The sequence below is a fragment of the Enterococcus sp. DIV1059_2 genome (assembly GCF_051713685.1).
Lineage (GTDB): Bacteria > Bacillota > Bacilli > Lactobacillales > Enterococcaceae > Enterococcus_D > Enterococcus_D casseliflavus.
In genome coordinates this window covers 136,582-153,436 of sequence record NZ_JBIOQK010000001.1, presented here as the reverse complement: position 1 = coordinate 153,436, position 16,855 = coordinate 136,582, and the positions used below count along the sequence as shown (strand labels likewise).

The window sequence follows — 16,855 nt, the reverse complement described above, 5'->3', positions numbered from 1 at the left end:
CACTGCCGTTGCAGGGGTCGTTTCGCTTATTCAGGTATTGGTTTTAGGAGGCTAGCACTCTTGCCCGTTGGTTTTGATCAGCTCTTGGTACCAGTAGAAGCTGTCTTTCTTGTAGCGTGCCAAAGATCCTTCTTGCGTTTCATCTTGGTCGACATAGACAAAGCCATAGCGTTTTTGGTAGCCGTTCAACCAGCTTAGCAAATCAGTGAAGGACCAGGTGCAATAGCCAAGAACTTCCGCGCCGTCGCTGATCGCTTCTTTAATGGCATGGACATGCCCTGCTAAATAATCGATGCGGTATTGGTCATGGATTTGATGATCGTCGGTTAGTTTGTCGTATTCACCAAGTCCGTTTTCTGTAATGATCACAGGCACCCGATAACGGCTAGTGATTCGTCGTAAAGCGATCCGCAGACCTTGAGGATCGATCTCCCAATCCCAATTCGTCCGTTCCACAAATGGATTTTCGGCTTTTTTGAACATTCCTGGTGTCCCGGTTTCTTCGGAGCTACCTTTTTTCCCAGTGGTGTTCATTTTCCCCGCACCGACACCATCTAATGGATTGTAGGCATTTGTTGCTGTTTGGTAATAGTTGATCCCTAAGAAATCTGGTTTTGCTGAACGCAGCAAGTCCATATCTCCTGGTTCAATCGTTGGTGCGATCCCTTGCTCTTTCAAGTAATTCATTGCCGCAATCGGGTATTCGCCCCATAGATAGACGTCTAACCAATAATGCGCCATCAAGTCTTCCGCGTTTTCAGCTGCCAAAATATTTTTCGGGTCGCTGTTGATTGGGTAGTTTGGTGAGTAGGCGAAACTTGGTCCGATTTTCCCTGGGATTTTCATCTCATGGAACTTGTTGATCACCGAAGCATTCGCCAAGTTAGCGATATGATTGACTTCATACATCCGTTTAGGATCGGTCACTCCTGGTGGATGGGCAGCTAAAAGATAGCCTAACGAAGTAAAGATATTTTGTTCATTCAAGCTGACCCAATAGTGGACTTTGCCGCGAAAGGCTTCAAACAATACCGCCGCATAGTTGGTGAAATCTTCAATGATTTTGCGAGATTCCCAGCCACCGTATTCTTCTTGCAAAGCTCGTGGCAGATCCCAATGGTACAAGGTCACCATCGGTTCGATCCCTGCTTTTATCAGTTCATCGATCAATGCTAAATAAAAGTCTAACCCTGCTTGATTGACTTCTCCTCGTCCTTCTGGAAAAATCCGTGTCCAAGCAATGGAAAAACGATAGGTTTTCAATCCTTGTTCTTTCATCAAGGCAACATCTTCTTTGAAGCGGTGGTAATGGTCGACTGCGACATCTCCGTTAGTTGCTTTAAAGGTTTTTCCTGGAATGCGGACAAAATCGTCCCAAACCGAAGCGCCTTTGCCGTCTTCTTGCCATGCGCCTTCTACTTGATAGGCTGCTGATGCTGAACCCCATAAGAAATCGTTGGGGAATTCTTTTAGTTGTTTATGATCCAATTGTTTCCCTTCTTTCTGTTTGATGATACCCCTTTCTTAAGTATACCGATAATTGCCTGATTTGTCATAAGAAGATTTTGTACCTATGCCAAGAAAGCCGATGGCACGCAAAAAACATCCTTGCAAGCAGTGGCGTTCTCCTTGCAAGGATGTGGACTAGCTATGGATCATGCATCAAATTGTGCCTGATAGAGTGCGGCGTAACGCCCCTCTTTGGCTAATAACTCTTCGTGGGTCCCTTGCTCTACGATATTCCCCTGTTCCACCACGAGGATCGTATCGGCATGTCGAATCGTGGACAAGCGATGGGCGATCACAAAGGAGGTTTTGCCTTTCATCAATTTGGTCATCGCTGCTTGGATCAGCAGCTCTGTTTGCGTGTCGACATTCGATGTGGCTTCATCAAGAATCAACAGATCGGCATCCAACAGCATTGCTCGTGCAATCGTCAACAGCTGTTTTTGCCCTTGTGAGATACCGGTTCCGTCTTCAGAGATCAAAGTATCATAGCCTTTTGGCAGGCTCATAATAAAGTCATGGATATGGGCGGCTTGTGCAGCAGCTTGGACTTCTGCCAACGTCGCATTCGCCTTGCCGTAGGCCAAATTGTCGAAAACCGTTCCCGTGAACAACCAGGTATCTTGCAGCACCATCGCATAGCTTTGCCGTAAGCTGCGGCGTGTCGCTTGGCGGATATTTTTACCGTCTAACCGAATCGCTCCTTGGTCAGGGTCATAAAACCGCATCAAGAGGTTCACGATGGTGGTTTTCCCCGCTCCGGTCGGTCCGACGATCGCGACCAAGCTGCCAGCTGGTACTTGTAGCGAAAGGTCTTTGATGATGGGTTGCTGTGCTTGATAGCCGAAGGTCACATGGTCAAAGGCGACATCACCAGACACCTCGTGGTATTCGTAGGCTCCAGGAACATCAGAAACTTCAGGTTCTTCATCCAGCAAACGGAAGATCCGTTCTGCCGCCGCCAATGCTGATTGCAAATCGCTGAAGATGTTGGCTAACTCATTGATTGGTCCTGAGAATTTTCTGGAGTAAAGAACAAAGGAAGAAACATTCCCTAATGTCAGATGACCGAACAAAAACAGCAAAGCGCCAAACATACTGATCAAGGACAACGACAGATTGTTGATAAAGTTGATGGAAGGACCAGTCATACTGCCGTAGTACTCAGCATTGTAATAGGCATCCACCGCTTCTTGGTTTTTTTCGTCAAAACGGCTGATGATCGCTTCTTCTTGGTTATACAGCTTGATCGTTTGCTGACCAGAAATAATCTCTTCCACAAAGCCGTTCAGTTCGCCTAATTTGCGAGAACGACGGCGAAACAATGGTTGAAATTTGCTCATCAAAAAGCGGGTCAAAAAGATCGAAGCGGGAACCGTTACGACAAAAATCAGCACCAGCAGCGGCGAAATCAAAACCATCATCACAAACGAACCAATGATCGTCACAAGACTGCTGAGGACTTGAATGGCATCGCTGGCCAATGACGTATTGATGGTATCGACATCATAACTGATGCGGCTGATGATATCCCCAGTGGCGACTCGGTCAAAATACCCAACCGGCAGTTCGGTGATTTTATCAAAAATCGCCTTGCGCATCGCTGCCACCACCCGCTGACTCAAGCGGATCATCATGAGCGAAATCAGATAACTAAGAAGGGAAGACGCAAGATAAAACAGCAGCATCAGCCCACAATAAAAGAAGACTCGGTCAAAAATGACCTTGCCGGGACCCGGTTGAATGGCATCAATGGCGTACCCTGAAAGCAACGGTCCCACCAAGGCGAAAATGTTGCTGGCCATCATCAATACAGCGGCTGCCAGCAGGAGACCTTTGTACTCGTAAAGATAGCCCCACAAACGCCGTAGTGTTTTCTTACTATCCTGCGGTTTTTCCGTTTTTTTCTTCGGCATCGTCGGCACCTCCTGTCTGACCTTGATAAATGGCTTGGTAGATCGCATTTTCTGCTAGTAATTCTTGGTGACTGCCAAAGCCGTTCATTTGCCCGTTTTCCAGTACCAAAATTTTGTCGGCATGCTGGATCGAGCTGATCCGCTGCGCGATCAAGACCGTCGTCGTCTGTTGAAACTGCTGTCTCAGAACCTTGCGCAACTGAGCGTCGGTCCGATAATCCAGCGCACTGGCAGAATCATCCAAAATCAAAATCTCTGGATCCCCCGCCAAGGCCCGCGATAACAAGACCCGCTGCTTTTGACCCCCGCTTAAATTGCTGCCTTTAGCATGCAGTGGATGAGCTAAGCGCTTGGGTAGTTGATTGATAAACTCCTTGGCTTGGGCGCGAGCCGCCGCTTCTTCGATCTGTTCTTTGGAAAACCGCCGACCAAAAGCGATATTTTCTTCGATCGTTTCCGCAAAAAGCACGTCTTTTTGTAAGACGACACCGAATAACTGATGCAGCTCCGTCGGATCGATGGAGCGAATGTCGCGACCAGCGATGCGAATCATGCCCTTCGTTGGGTCATAGAGCCGCAGCAGTAGTTTGACGATCGTTGATTTTCCACTACCAGTCGCACCGATGATCCCTAAGGTTTCTCCCGGCTGCAAGGAAAAATCGATGTCTTTCAGCACCTGGGTACCGTTAGGATAGGTGAAGGAAACTTTTTCAAAAACGATATGCGCAGACTCTTCTTTGACAGGCGCCTCAATGACTTGCATATTTTGCGGCAGGCGCAAGACGGATTGGATCCGATCGGCAGAAGCCAGCCCCTTCGACACGATCACAAAGATGCGCGTGATACTGAGCATGGCATTCAAAATGATCGTAAAATAAGTCAAAAAGGCGATGATGACGCCTGGTTGGGTCAATCCTTGATTGACGCGAAAGGCACTGACGACGATCACTAGCGTCAGTCCGATATTCAAAAATAGGTCCATCAGGGGCGGTGTTGCAGCCATCGTTCGATTAGCGGTAGTTTCCGCAGCTACTACGTCTTGATTGACGTGGTCAAAGCGCTTTTTCTCGTAATCTGCTTTGGACAAGGCCTTGATCACCCGAGCCCCAGTCACATTTTCACGGACAGTTCGCACCAACACATCCACTTGCTTTTGCAATGAGGCAAACAAGGGGATCCCCCGTTTCGAGATCGTGACTGCCGCCACTAAAGTGAAGGGCAAGACGCCTACTAAAACCAGCGTCAACACGGGATCTAATGTGGCAGTGATCATGATCCCCCCTAATAACAGAATCGGTGCACGAATCCCCATCCGTTGGATCATGCCTACCGTTTGATGGATGTTGTAAGTGTCTGTCGTCAAGCGAGACACCAAGGAAGGGATCCCGACTTCTTCGACTTGCGGAATCGACAGATAGGAAACTTTTTCAAATAAATCATGGCGTATACTGCCGGTGGTATCGCGAGCAACACTGGAGGCCATCCGATTGGCGATGATATTGGTGACGACTGCGATGATGGAGCAGACCACCATCGCCCCACCCCAAGCAAAAATCGCAGATACCTGCTTCGTGGGAATCACAGAATCGATGATATACGCCAAAATCCAAGGCAATAGCAAGTCCATCAGGGAGCCGAAGAATTTGATACTGACGCCAAGGGAGATGCGGCCGATATAGGGTTTTAAATATTGAGTCAAAAGATTCATTCCATCGCCTCATCTTTCGCTAAAAGCCGCTGGGAATTTTCTTTGACGATTTCCAGATCGGCGATCAACTGCTGCTGTTGGGCAGCAGAAAAACCTGCTACGACTTGTTCATTCCAGCTTTGAAGCAGCTGCTGGATCGCTGGTTGGACGGCGAGTGCTTTTTCGGTTGGATAAACCAGTAATTGTCGTTTGTCGGTGGGACTGCTGGTTCTAGTGACAAATCCTCGTTCTTCTAGGATTGCTAGTTGACGGGCAACATTGCTTTTATTCACAAAAATCTTCTTGGCTAAGGCTTCTTGACTGATCCCCGGTTGGCGGCAAATGTTTAAGATATAGGTATGATGCATCCCGCCTAAACCAAATTTTTTCAGTTCTTTTTCCCGATAAAGGGTGGCGAGACGGGCAATATGATTGATTGAGCGGATAATGGCTTCCATGAGCACTCCTGCCTTTCTTCGTTCTTCAAAGTGTCTAATCTATTATAAGGAATAATCGTTGCGTGCGCAACGATTATTGTTTCTGACGAAAAGCAACAGGTACACTGTTGTTGATCAGCAAAAAAAGAACTTCAGCCCTCTCGCTGAAGTTCTTTTCTGATTCATTTTATTCAGATTCTTTCAATAAAGCTTGTACGACCTTACGACGACGGTACAGCTGTCTGGTTTTCCAGCTGATAAAGCCGATGAGTAAAGCGAGCCAAGAAATGATCGTCAGCCATAAAGCTCCGTCGAAAAACCAAGGTGCGTCGTAATCAACGACTAAGACATTCTCCCCTGCTTGCTGTTGGACAGAAACGGCACCAATGGCACTCAAAGAGACATCTTTTTCAGTTAGTGGCTGCTGATTGAGGGTCAATTCAGTATATCGGTAATTGATGATCGGTAACGCCTTCCACGTCTCTTGATCACCTTGCCAACGTAAAGTAAGCTTCCCGTTTTCTACGGTTTTTGCCACGGTATCATTCTTTTCAATGATTTCTTCCCCGTACAAATTGTACTTGTTCTTCTTGGTCTCTTGATAGAGGGGCAGATAATCTGGCGTAGAACGTTGATACAGCGCTAATGCTAAGGACTTGTCTTTACTAAAATAGGCTTCCTTCAATTGCGCTTCAGATTCCGCCGACAGATAGGTGTGGTTTCGCAGTGAAACCGCAGCTTCATCGGAGTGCCAGTCCTGCATTTTGACCGTGTTTTGGATCAGGATTTGACCAACACTCAAGACTAAAACGAGGACGAACCAACGCGGATTTGCCAATGGCTTGTCCCGATAATAAGGAACTAGCAGGCACAAACCGACTAAGATCAAAATCGTGGCAGGAACAAAGAACCGAAAAGGAAATTGCAGTAAATTGATCACACCATTGTCCAGACTGCCTAGCCATTGCCAAGGAACAGCGTTCGATGATAAAACGAAAAAGACTGCTGCAGCTGCCGTCATTAATTTGAAGCCGCCAGATAGACGTGGCCACACACGGATCGCACCACAAAAGAACAAAGCACATAAGATGGGCAGCAGGTACGGAGTCGTCCACCAATAGCTGCTGGTTCCAGTAATGGTATTGTTCTGCATGTTGCGATTCACAAAAGGCGCGATCAACGTGTTACTCGTATAAAGATCCAACATCCCTAACCAAATATTGGCGGTCAGTAGCAAGAAGATCCCGATCGCTCCTGCTAAGCGCAGCACCAATTGTCGTTTTTCTTCGCCAGAAGTCCCAACAAAAAAGGCGCGTAAGAAAAAGGGCACGTATAAGAACACTAACAAGATGCTTGAAAACACATGGATTTGAAATAAGACCGCCACGGAAACCCCTACCGCAAAAGGCCGTAACCGTTTATGTTCCCCTAGTGCGATCAGTGGAATCAGGCACAGCGGCAGCACAGCCGCCCCCCAAGCAGAAAAGCCCTGTCGCTCAATCCAATACTGGACAGAATAGGTCGCCATAAACAGGACGCTCATCCCCACTGACAGCCAACCATTGACTCGTAATTTCTTTAATAAGCCAAACATCGAAAACCCTGCTAACAAATAGAGCAGCCCGTTGGCGAGCAGCTGGTAGGAAAACCACGAAGGACTCAGCAAGACCAGCAATCCTTGGAAATAGGCAAAAAAGGGCCCGTATAATGCATTGACGATACGAGCAGATTGCTGAAACCCGTAGATAGAAAGAAAATATTGAAAATTGCCCTCTTTGATCTGCTGGCTGGTCTCATAAAAACGATTGAAGTGAAAGACCACATCAGAGCCCAAAATCATGCCTTGGCCTAAGATCTGCGGTAATAAAAAAACACCACTCATTGCAATCAGAATCACCACTTGCCAGAAAAGCGGCTTTTGTACTATTTTTTGTTTCAAAAAAAAACCTCCTTGCACCTTTTCGGTACGCTCATAAAAAGAGTACCAGATAGGGACGAGGAGGGGAAAAAGAAAGCTTAGTGAAAAGGGATACATGGTAAAAATTTAACCAATTACTAAACTTTTCTAGGTTTTAGGTGGTCGTTTCTGTGCTTTTTCTCAAATTTATTGGGTGATCGTTTGCCAGCTTTCCAGTAGTTCGCTTAAAAGTGGGACGACCGTTTCTGCAGGGGCTGCCTCTTTTTGGACATTGGCACTGACTAGCTGATCGTACATATAGCCATACAGCTGATCGAGATCTTCAGCGATAGCGCCGCCTTGCTCACGGTCTAAAGAGACCCGTAATTCCAATAAAATATTCTGCGCCTTGACAAATTGCTGATGAGCTTGGCTCAAATCTTCTTTTTCCAATGCGATCACTGCTAATTTGATATTTTTGATCGCTGCTTGCAACAGCATTTCAATCAGTTTGTTGGGGGAAGCACTCATTACTTGGTTCTGCAAATAGTTGTTTTGCATTTTTTGATAATTCATCTTTTTTTCCTCACTATAAATCAAATTCGACGAAGGCGGCACTGTCTTCTTGCTGTAAATACGTTTTTACAAGATTGTTTTTGCGGTTCAAACGCCCCAATTCTTGTTTGATCTCTTGCTGCTGGGCTTTGACCTGGTCTAAGAACGCTTGATACGCTTGGATCACTTGTTGCGCCAATGCACTGGTTTGTGGACTATGGCTCTGTGCTTCTGCTTGCATGGCTGCTATGACCGCTGCATTGGCTGCCATCAAACGACTGGCTTCTTCGCTGTCGCCGCGCCATTGGGCAAAACCAGTTAAAATCTGATTCAAACGTTCATCTAATGATACGTGTGGCTCCATAGGTTGTTTCCTTTCATGTTGACGAGGGTTTCTTATGCGAATGAAAAATGACTGCTTTAATCGGCTATCCTGCCTAGTTTGACGTATTGGCAAACTGATTGCTTAGGTAGCTCAGCTGATTTTCAGCCTCCATCATCACGGAGTCTAACTTGGTAAACATTGTGATGTAACGCTCTTTTTTCATTGCTAAAATATCATCAAACCGTGTGATCTGCTTGTTTAAATCCTTGATGGTACTGTCATAGGTCGCAGATTTGGTGGCAATGATCCCTTTATTGGCTGAAGTATTGACGACATAGCTGTTGGCTAATTCTTTTAGGGCTAGTGTATAGCCAGTCTCTTTCGTGCTCGCAGTGCCATCGGCTTCTTTGGTTTTCGTACTTGCATAAAAGAAAGACTTCACAGCAGCGGGATCTTCCGCTAAGGCTTCTTTTAACTTTGTCGTATCCAGTCCCAATGTACCATCATTATCAACGGTGGAGATGCCTAGCTTATTGGCGGTCAGCTTTGAGCCGCTGACGGCTGGAATGGTGATCAAATTTCGCAATTGGGTCTGTAGACGAGTCAACGCACTGTCTCCCACCAAGGTCCCCGTCTTGTTGTTTTCACTACTAGGATCTCCCACGGTCAAATTGTCGCCGATAAAACTCATCAAGCTATTGTATTGATCCACTAATCCTTGCACTGCATCAACGACTTTCGAGGTATCATTGGCTAAAGAAAGCGTCACATGCTCCTCGCTTTTTTTCGCTAACGTCAGCGTGACACCATCGATAACATCCGTCACACTGTTGCTGTCGCGAGTGATCTTCATGCCGTCTAGCTCAAAAATAGCCGGTTGGCCTTGCGTCGTTGTCGCAGTTGAACCGATCCCTAACCCTTCGGCGGCATTGCCGTCGATCAAGAAATTTTTGTCGCCCATTTTGGTATTTGTTAAAATCAAACGGTTATCCACGATGCTCGCCGCGACGAAGGTCGTCTTGCTTTGGCTATTGATCTTGGCTGCCACATCTTTTAAGCTGTCTTCGGCCGTGATCTCGATCGAAGCGGTGATCGGTTTGCCATCTTCATCGACTTCCGAACTGGTCAATGACAGCTGACCACTGACATTTAGGGCCGTTTTGCTACTTTGAGCTACTTGACTCCCCGTCACCTTCGTGGCTGTTGCTAGTTGGTTGACTTTTAGATCATAGGTGCCTTCTGGAGCTTCCGTTGTTCCTGCAATTGAAGCGATGCTGCTATTGGTGGTCGTCGCTTTTTTCGTTTGATAAGCATCATCTTTTTGTAATGCATCGACTTTTGACAAAAAGTTAGTCAAGCGAGTGCTGATATCACTCCATGCCGTTTTTTGTGCTTTTAGCGACGTGATTTTATTCTCAGCGCGGGTCTTGTTGATCGCATCTGCCGCCAATAATTTTTCAATATCTTCTGAAGTCACGCCAGAATAACTCCCTAGCGTTGTACTGATTCCTGAACTGCTGGTTACACTTGCCATGTTTTCATCCCTTTCGATCGACCGCGATGCCCATGTCATCCCATATTTTCCCAATCACGTCTAGCATGTTGGCGGGCGGGATCTCTTTGATCACTTCGTTGGTCTGCATATCCACTAAACGCACCATCGTACGCCCCGTGCGCTCATGTACTTCATAAGCCAATTTCATATCTTTGCCAAGTAGTCGCTGATTCACTTCCTCCACGGAGGCTGCGATCTTGTGCTGATCGGCTACTGAAAAATAGTGGATCGGCGGTTCAGTGGCCACTGTCTGTTCCTTTTTCTCCGCCAGTTTCCCCTCTTGGTGTTGCGGCTGAAGGTTGGCGTTCTCTTGATCTAGGGATTCGATCGGACGTGCTTTAGCGACCGACGCAACGGCTTCGATCGGGTGTATTCCTGACATTGGCTGAATATCCATCAGAGCTTCCTCATTTCTAAGCGTTTTTGTGCTGCTATGTAAAACACAAGAACTGCGCTTCCCCTAGGCAGTCCTTGTGTCAGTGGTTCACTTGATCAAAAATTATCCTTGTAACAAGCTCAATACGCTGTTAGGCATTGAGTTTGCTTGTGCCAACATTGAAGTTGCTGCTTGAGAAAGGATGTTGCTCTTCGTAAAGCTCATCATTTCTTGCGCCATATCAACGTCACGGATACGTGAGTTTGCTTCAGATAGGTTTTCTTGCGTTGTACCTAAGTTGTTGATTGTATGTTCTAGACGGTTTTGCGCCGCACCAAGATCCGCACGTTGTGCAGAAACTGCTTTGATCGCTTCATCAATTTTCGTGATTGGGTTGTTTTCAACGCTGACAGTTGCCGCTGCTGCTTTGCCTTCATCAGAAGCGGTAAATGTTGCTAAAGCATCATCGTATGTTTTTTGAGCTGTTGCTTTTGCTGTATCATCCGCAGCTGATTCGATGGCTGTTTTTAATTCAGCAACTGTTTGGCCTGCTGCCGCATCAACTGAGCCGTTCGCTGCATATTTTGTTGTAGTATCTGCTTCGAAGGCAGTCGCTACTGCTTTATCTTTTGCTGCAGCAACAGCTTTAGCATCGCTTGTATCAATGGCTTGTGTTAAATCTAAGCCTTTTACTTTCAATGCAGATGAGCTCATGTTGTTGATTGAAACGCTCATTGTTTGGTTTGCGTTGGCACCGATTTGGAAAGTGAATGATTTCGCATCATCGCCTTCACCAGTTAACAAGCTTTTTGTATTGAATTCAGTGGTATTGCTGATACGGTCGATTTCATCAGACAATGCGGTGTATTCTTTGTTGATCGCACTGCGGTCGTCATCACTTAACGTACCATTTGAACTTTGAACCGCAAGATCACGCATACGGCCTAAGATGCTGTGGGTTTCATTTAATGCACCTTCTGCTGTTTGGATCAATGAAATACCATCTTGTGCGTTGCTTTTTGCTTGTGACAAACCGCCGATTTGGCCTTTCATTTTTTCAGAAATTGCTAAGCCAGCTGCGTCGTCCCCAGCTTTGTTGATGCGTAAGCCTGAAGATAATTTAGACAAAGAATTGCTTTTAGAAGCATTTGCTGCCGTTAGGCGTGAGTAAGTATTCAATGCTGAAACGTTTGTATTGATTCTCATGTGTAGTTCCTCCTAATTTTTATTCGCTAAGGTTTCCCTCTGCTACTATTTATCGGAAGAAACCGTTCAGGGTTAAGCCTTTTTTCTAAAAAAAATAAAAAACTTTTGCTCTCAGCAAAGAACAAAAGTTTTTGGGTTAATTTAAATAATCTAGAATGGACATCTGCATGATCTTTGTTCCCATCGCTAATGTTGAACGGTAGGCAGTCATTTGATTTTGATATTCCATATACTTTTCCGCAATATCGACGTCTTGTTTGTTGGACAGTGTTTCGGTCAAGTTCAGCTTTTCCGTCTCATTTCGATCAGCTGCCGCCTCCAAGCGATTGTAGAGGGTGCCGATCTGCGCCCGTACATTCACCACATTAGTGGCATGCTGGTCATGAGCGGTTAAAAGCTCGCCCCCTAAGGCATCTTTATCATCACTGCGCAATGCAGACAACAAATCATTGAAATAGGTGCTTAAATTTTGGGGATCCGCAGCGGTGCCCGTCTCGTTCATCAGACGATCACCGCTGGCTAACAGATCCACTGAGACCCCATTTGCGATTTCTCGCGGCAAGTCTTCGCTGGTGCCATTGTATTTGATACCGACGATGGCGTCATTTTCTTTGACGATCTCAAAAGGCGCCGTCGTCGTATTCGTTCCGCTAAATAGATAGCGGCCATCAAAGTTGGTGTTTAATGATTCAACGATGCCTTCGATCTCTTGCTCGATCTCTGAACGATTTGCCCCTAATTCCTCACTGCCAGCTGTCGCATTGGCAGAAGATTGAACCAACGAGCGAATCCGCAGCATCGAAGTACTGACGCTTTCTAAAGCAGAATCTTGGGCTTTTGTCCAAGAAATACTGTCTTTGATCGTATTGTTGTAAGTTTTGTTTTGATTTAACGACACATTGAGATCCATGATTTTTGAAACCAGCAGCGGATTATCCGAGGACTTGCTGACTTCTTTTAAGCTCGATAGCTGATTCAACGTGGATTGGACTTTGGAGGCGTTGGTTCCTAGATTTCGTAAAAAATCATTGTAGGTGATTGAATTGGAAATACGCATGGTCTACACTCCTGTTCGATTGATCAATGTGTCTAACATTTCAGAAACGACCGATAATATGCGGGCATTGGCCTGAAATCCTTGTTGGAAACGAATCACATCTGACATTTCTTCATTTAATGAAACCCCAGACACCGATTGATTTTTGTATTCTAGTTGATTCAGCAGCGACAATTGGGCACTGACCGTATTGTCGGCTTGCTGTTTTGAGATTCCGTTTTTGGTGACGATGCTGTTAAAATAACTGCTGACACTCATGCCCGATGCTGCATTAGCAAACGTCAATGTCTCAGAATCAAAAGAAGCGATCGTCTTTTCTGACAACGGGAAATCCAATTTGGCACTGCTGAGTTTCGCCATTGCAGCAGCTCTTGAACCATCTCCTGCTGCATTGCTCGTTCCGCCGGTCACCAGACTTGGGTTATCTAACAGTGCTTGGCTGACCCGAATCGTCGTCGCTGTGCCGGTATCATCTTGGCCGATCTCAAATAGTCCGCTTGTGCGAGAAGCGCCGCCGGTAAAGACCATGTTCATGGCTTGCGCGATCGTCGTCGTAAAGTTGTTCAATTCCGTCAAGCGGCTGCCGATTTCACTAGATGATGCTTGCAGGCCACCAATCGCGCCTTCTTTGATCGGCAATTCTGTATAGGCGGTTTCGCCATTGTCGGTGGTTTTCGTCAACAAGACGGTTCCAGCTGGATAAGACCCTGTAATGGTTTCGGCAGGATTCAAGGCGTTGCCGTCTTTGGAAACCAAGGCGCCTGTGTCGCTTTGTCCCACCACCACACTAAGGGTATTGCGTTCCTCCGCACTTAAAATCGTCTGTCCGCTCATGGATACAAACCCACGGCCATACTGATCGGTCTTGGTTTCGATCCCTGCTAGACCCGAGAGATCTTTCAACAGACTGTCTCGACGATCTAAAAGATCATTGGGTGTCTCACCACTCGTCGTCAACCCATAGATCTGTTCATTCAAGGATTGCAGCTGTTTGACCTTCTCATTGAAGTCCAGCGCGGATTTTTCGATGGTATCCAGCGTATCGCTTTGCAGCTGCGTCATTTGTTTGCCCATTTGGTTGATGGTATCGGCAAACGTACTGCTGTTTTCCAGCACAAGGGTCTTAGACGTATCCAGTTCAGGATTGTTGGCTAATGCGGTCCAAGAATCAAACATCGTTGCCAGCTGTTTGGACAGTCCGTTGTCAGAAGGCTCATTCATTAAACTTTCCAGCTGTCCTAATATGTCTGCTTTTTGTTCATAATATGTATAGGTAGAATTGGCATTGCGTACTTGTCCAATGACAAAATCATCGACGATCCGTTCGACACTGCCGACTTTCACACCCATACCGATGCTGCCGACACCCGCTAAATGATAAGACGCTTCGGCTTGCAAGTTGACTCGTTGTCTTGAGTAGCCGTCTGTATTGGTATTTGCAATGTTATGGCTGCTGGTTTGCAACGCTGCTTGATTTGCGGTCATGCCCCGGGTTGCGGTGCCTAATGAACCAAATAGTCCTGTCATAGAAGTACTCCTTACATTTTTTGATCGATGATCGCTGTTGATACAGCTTGTTTTTCTTGGTATTTCGAATACGTATTTGCCGGTGTCTTGATATTTTCTTTGACTGCATCCATCAAAACAGTTTGGAAACTAATGGCTTGCTCCGTCAGCAGGAGATTTTCGGCTTGCTGCACTTGGATCTGGCGGATGAGTTCTTTGATCGTCACTGAAAGAGTTCCTTCATACGTGGAAAAAACGGGTACGAAGGCGGTTTTTTTCTCGACGAGTTCTGGTAATTTTTCTGCTTGATTTTTGATCAAGCAGGTCTTTTCTTTTTGCAGCAACCGCAAGAACTGCTGAAGCTGACGCTCAAATTCCCGTTCTGTCATCTAGTCGACCTGCTTTTCATCTTGTTGCAGCATTTTATCTGCGATCGTTTCGGCAGAAACTTGGTAGGTGCCTTCTTTGATCGCTCGTTTCAATTCTGCCACTCGCTCACTGCGACTGGCTGTTTGATTGGCACTCTTTTGAATGGCTTGAGCTGTTTCGGACAATTGAACATCGACGGTTTTTTCTGTCTGAGCAGCAGATGGCTTTTCTTGTTTGACCGCTTCACGTTTGATGGCCTTGTCGCTGTATTCTGCGTAACCTCTTTCGATTTTCATAGGTTCTCCTCCGTTCTCATTCTTCTACCCTCTACTATCGGTCAAATCACAAAAAAGTTAAACCCATATGTTTAACTTTTTGCGATTTCTTCAAATTAATGCAAATTGTGGATGCGTTGTTTTTGCGAAAGAATGTTGGTGATCCGCACACCGAAGTTTTCATTGATGACCACGACTTCCCCAGTGGCGATCAGTTTGCCGTTCAACAAAATCTCTAGCGGTTCATCCGTCAGTTTTTCCAGCTCGATGACGGACCCCGTATTGAAAGATAAAATGTCCTTAATAGTTTTTTTGCTGCGGCCTAACACGACACTTAGATCCAATGGCACATCAAGAATCAAGTCCAAATTATCCCCATCGCTCACTCCGCTGGAGGCTAATGTTTGAAACGCAGGTTTGCTGACTTCCACGGGCTTTGATGCAGCCGCTGGTTCTGGCGTAGGTGCAGCAACGGGTGCCGTTGGCTGCGGTGTTGGTGTTTCCCGAGTAACGACAGTCGCTTCATCGGACAGCATCGCACTGGCGATATCGTTGACCACAGGATCGGTAAAGATCTGCATGATTTTGCTTTCGATCAAACCTTCGACGCGCAAAGAAAATGAGATACAGTAAATCTCTTCCTCTGCCTCGATCCCGCTATACTCAATGTTTTCTGGTGTCTCCCATAGTTTGACGATCGGCGGCAAGATATCCACTTTGCGGCTGATCATCGTTGCCATCGAAGTCGAGGCAGTCCCAATCATTTGGTTCATAGCTTCTGCCACAGCACTTAGCTCTAATTCCGTAAATTGAGTGTTGCTGGTTTCACCAGTTCCACCCATCATCAAATCGGCGATCACGATGGCATCTTTGACTTCTAATAGCATCAAATTACTGCCTAAAAGGCCTTCTTTAAATTCAACTGTCGTCGCTACTTTTGGTGCAACGAGGTCGTTTAAGATCTCACCAAATTTGATTTTAGACACCCGGGGAGTCGTGATGCTGACCCGACGATCAAGAATGGAAGACAACGTCGTCGCCGCTTGCGACATGGAGATATTGCCAACTTCGCCGATAATGTCGACTTTGACTTGCTCTTCTAATCCTTGCGGCTGGGCTGGGGCACTTTGATTCAACAATGCATCGATTTCTGCTTGGGATAAACGTTCACTCATAGTTCTTGCTCCTCTTCTAACTTGTCTAATAATTCAATGGCTAAACGGTCCTCTTGCTTCCCAGGTTTTGCTCGGAAGTAAGGTTTTCCATCGATGAAAGTCTCCAATGGTTCAGTAATTTTTTTGTCTAGTTTGATGACATCGCCTTCTTCTAAGTGGAGAAACTCAGAAAGACTCATTTGAGCATGGCCCAGCAGAACTTCTAAATTCAAACCGACGCCATTCAAACTTTTTTGCAACTCGCGGCTATCGTCTTGGTTGACTGGCTGATTGCTATCAAACCAATTGCGGAAACTTAATTTATCAATGATCCCTTCAAAGAAGACATAAGGGATACATAGATTGATAAAATGTTTCACTTCAAAAATTTTGATAGTAAAGGTCACTAACACGACGGGTTCGTTGGGCGACATGTTTTGCATCAATTGCGGATTCGTATCGATTCCATCCAAAACCGAATCCAAGGCAACGATGTCCTTCCAAACATTTTGGTAGACCCGGACAAATTGTGCCACCACTTCTTCCAAGATTGCTGTTTCAATATCAGTAAAACTTTTTTTCTCGCTAAAATCCATTTCGATCGGCTTGTTTTGATAGACATCCAAGCCGCCGCACAACAACTCCACCAACATCATACACAGTTGTGGGTTCATCTCGATCATTTGAATCCCGCTCAAAGGCTGCGAATGAAAGAGCCCCAACAAAGTAAATTTTGGTATCGAATGGATAAATTCGTCATAACTGACTTGTTCGATAGCTGCCAACTGCAAAGAAACATTGGTCCGCAGTTGGGTAGAAAGCATGCTGCTGCTCATCTTCGAGAAATCCTCGAAGATCATGTGCAGGGTATTGACGTACTCTTTCGACAGCTTTGTTGGTCGGCGAAAATCGTAGGCTTTCACTTTGGCTTGTTTGTCTTCTATCTCAATAATTTCTTGATCGATCTCTCCGCTGCTCATCGCATTCAACAATAAATCAATCTCTTGCTGCGTCAATACCTGATCCACACTAAT

At 46.0% G+C, this 16,855-nt stretch carries 16 protein-coding genes; all 16 read right to left on the bottom strand.

Annotated features, from left to right (window positions below; translation table 11 throughout):
- Positions 1-51: 51 nt before the first annotated feature.
- Positions 52-1,488, bottom strand: coding sequence for a glycoside hydrolase family 1 protein (locus tag IGI72_RS00740; protein WP_005226667.1), 1,437 nt, complete (start codon positions 1,486-1,488; stop codon positions 52-54).
- A 167-nt stretch (positions 1,489-1,655) separates the two neighbouring features.
- Positions 1,656-3,422, bottom strand: a complete 1,767-nt coding sequence (locus IGI72_RS00735) for an ABC transporter ATP-binding protein (protein WP_074934300.1) — start codon at positions 3,420-3,422, stop codon at positions 1,656-1,658.
- Complete coding sequence (locus tag IGI72_RS00730; RefSeq protein ID WP_005226665.1) at positions 3,388-5,130, bottom strand: ABC transporter ATP-binding protein; 1,743 nt, start codon at positions 5,128-5,130, stop codon at positions 3,388-3,390. The genes IGI72_RS00735 and IGI72_RS00730 overlap by 35 nt, the downstream gene beginning before the upstream one ends.
- Complete coding sequence (locus tag IGI72_RS00725; protein ID WP_010748552.1) at positions 5,127-5,567, bottom strand: MarR family winged helix-turn-helix transcriptional regulator; 441 nt, start codon at positions 5,565-5,567, stop codon at positions 5,127-5,129. The genes IGI72_RS00730 and IGI72_RS00725 overlap by 4 nt, the downstream gene beginning before the upstream one ends.
- A 166-nt stretch (positions 5,568-5,733) precedes the next feature.
- Entirely contained in the window at positions 5,734-7,485 is a 1,752-nt protein-coding gene (locus IGI72_RS00720) for a hypothetical protein (protein WP_271771523.1), read from the bottom strand.
- A 165-nt stretch (positions 7,486-7,650) separates the two neighbouring features.
- A complete protein-coding gene (gene fliS, locus IGI72_RS00715) occupies positions 7,651-8,019 on the bottom strand; it encodes a flagellar export chaperone FliS (protein WP_010748550.1) in 369 nt (122 codons plus the stop codon).
- 13 nt (positions 8,020-8,032) lie between these two features.
- On the bottom strand, positions 8,033-8,362 hold the full coding sequence (locus IGI72_RS00710) for a hypothetical protein (protein ID WP_005232745.1): 330 nt from the start codon (positions 8,360-8,362) through the stop codon (positions 8,033-8,035).
- A gap of 73 nt (positions 8,363-8,435) precedes the next feature.
- Complete coding sequence (gene fliD, locus IGI72_RS00705; RefSeq protein ID WP_005226644.1) at positions 8,436-9,857, bottom strand: flagellar filament capping protein FliD; 1,422 nt, start codon at positions 9,855-9,857, stop codon at positions 8,436-8,438.
- Between the two features lie 4 nt (positions 9,858-9,861).
- Positions 9,862-10,275, bottom strand: coding sequence for a flagellar protein FlaG (locus IGI72_RS00700; protein WP_005226643.1), 414 nt, complete (start codon positions 10,273-10,275; stop codon positions 9,862-9,864).
- A 102-nt stretch (positions 10,276-10,377) separates the two neighbouring features.
- Entirely contained in the window at positions 10,378-11,460 is a 1,083-nt protein-coding gene (locus IGI72_RS00695; RefSeq protein WP_123833507.1) for a flagellin, read from the bottom strand.
- 136 nt (positions 11,461-11,596) lie between these two features.
- A complete protein-coding gene (flgL, locus tag IGI72_RS00690; protein ID WP_005226641.1) occupies positions 11,597-12,517 on the bottom strand; it encodes a flagellar hook-associated protein FlgL in 921 nt (306 codons plus the stop codon).
- Positions 12,518-12,520: 3 nt separating this feature from the next.
- A complete protein-coding gene (gene flgK, locus IGI72_RS00685; RefSeq protein ID WP_016609030.1) occupies positions 12,521-14,044 on the bottom strand; it encodes a flagellar hook-associated protein FlgK in 1,524 nt (507 codons plus the stop codon).
- An 11-nt stretch (positions 14,045-14,055) separates the two neighbouring features.
- Positions 14,056-14,412 (bottom strand): hypothetical protein, encoded by a 357-nt coding sequence (locus IGI72_RS00680; RefSeq protein ID WP_005232752.1) that lies wholly within the window; start codon positions 14,410-14,412, stop codon positions 14,056-14,058.
- The gene (gene flgM, locus IGI72_RS00675) at positions 14,413-14,688 is read right to left on the bottom strand and encodes a flagellar biosynthesis anti-sigma factor FlgM (RefSeq protein WP_005226638.1); all 276 of its coding nucleotides are present in this window, start codon (positions 14,686-14,688) and stop codon (positions 14,413-14,415) included.
- A 95-nt stretch (positions 14,689-14,783) separates the two neighbouring features.
- Positions 14,784-15,842, bottom strand: coding sequence for a flagellar motor switch phosphatase FliY (gene fliY / locus IGI72_RS00670; protein ID WP_005226637.1), 1,059 nt, complete (start codon positions 15,840-15,842; stop codon positions 14,784-14,786).
- A complete protein-coding gene (gene fliM / locus IGI72_RS00665; RefSeq protein WP_005232756.1) occupies positions 15,839-16,849 on the bottom strand; it encodes a flagellar motor switch protein FliM in 1,011 nt (336 codons plus the stop codon). Before fliM ends, fliY begins: the two co-directional genes overlap by 4 nt.
- Between the last annotated feature and the right edge of the window lie 6 nt (positions 16,850-16,855).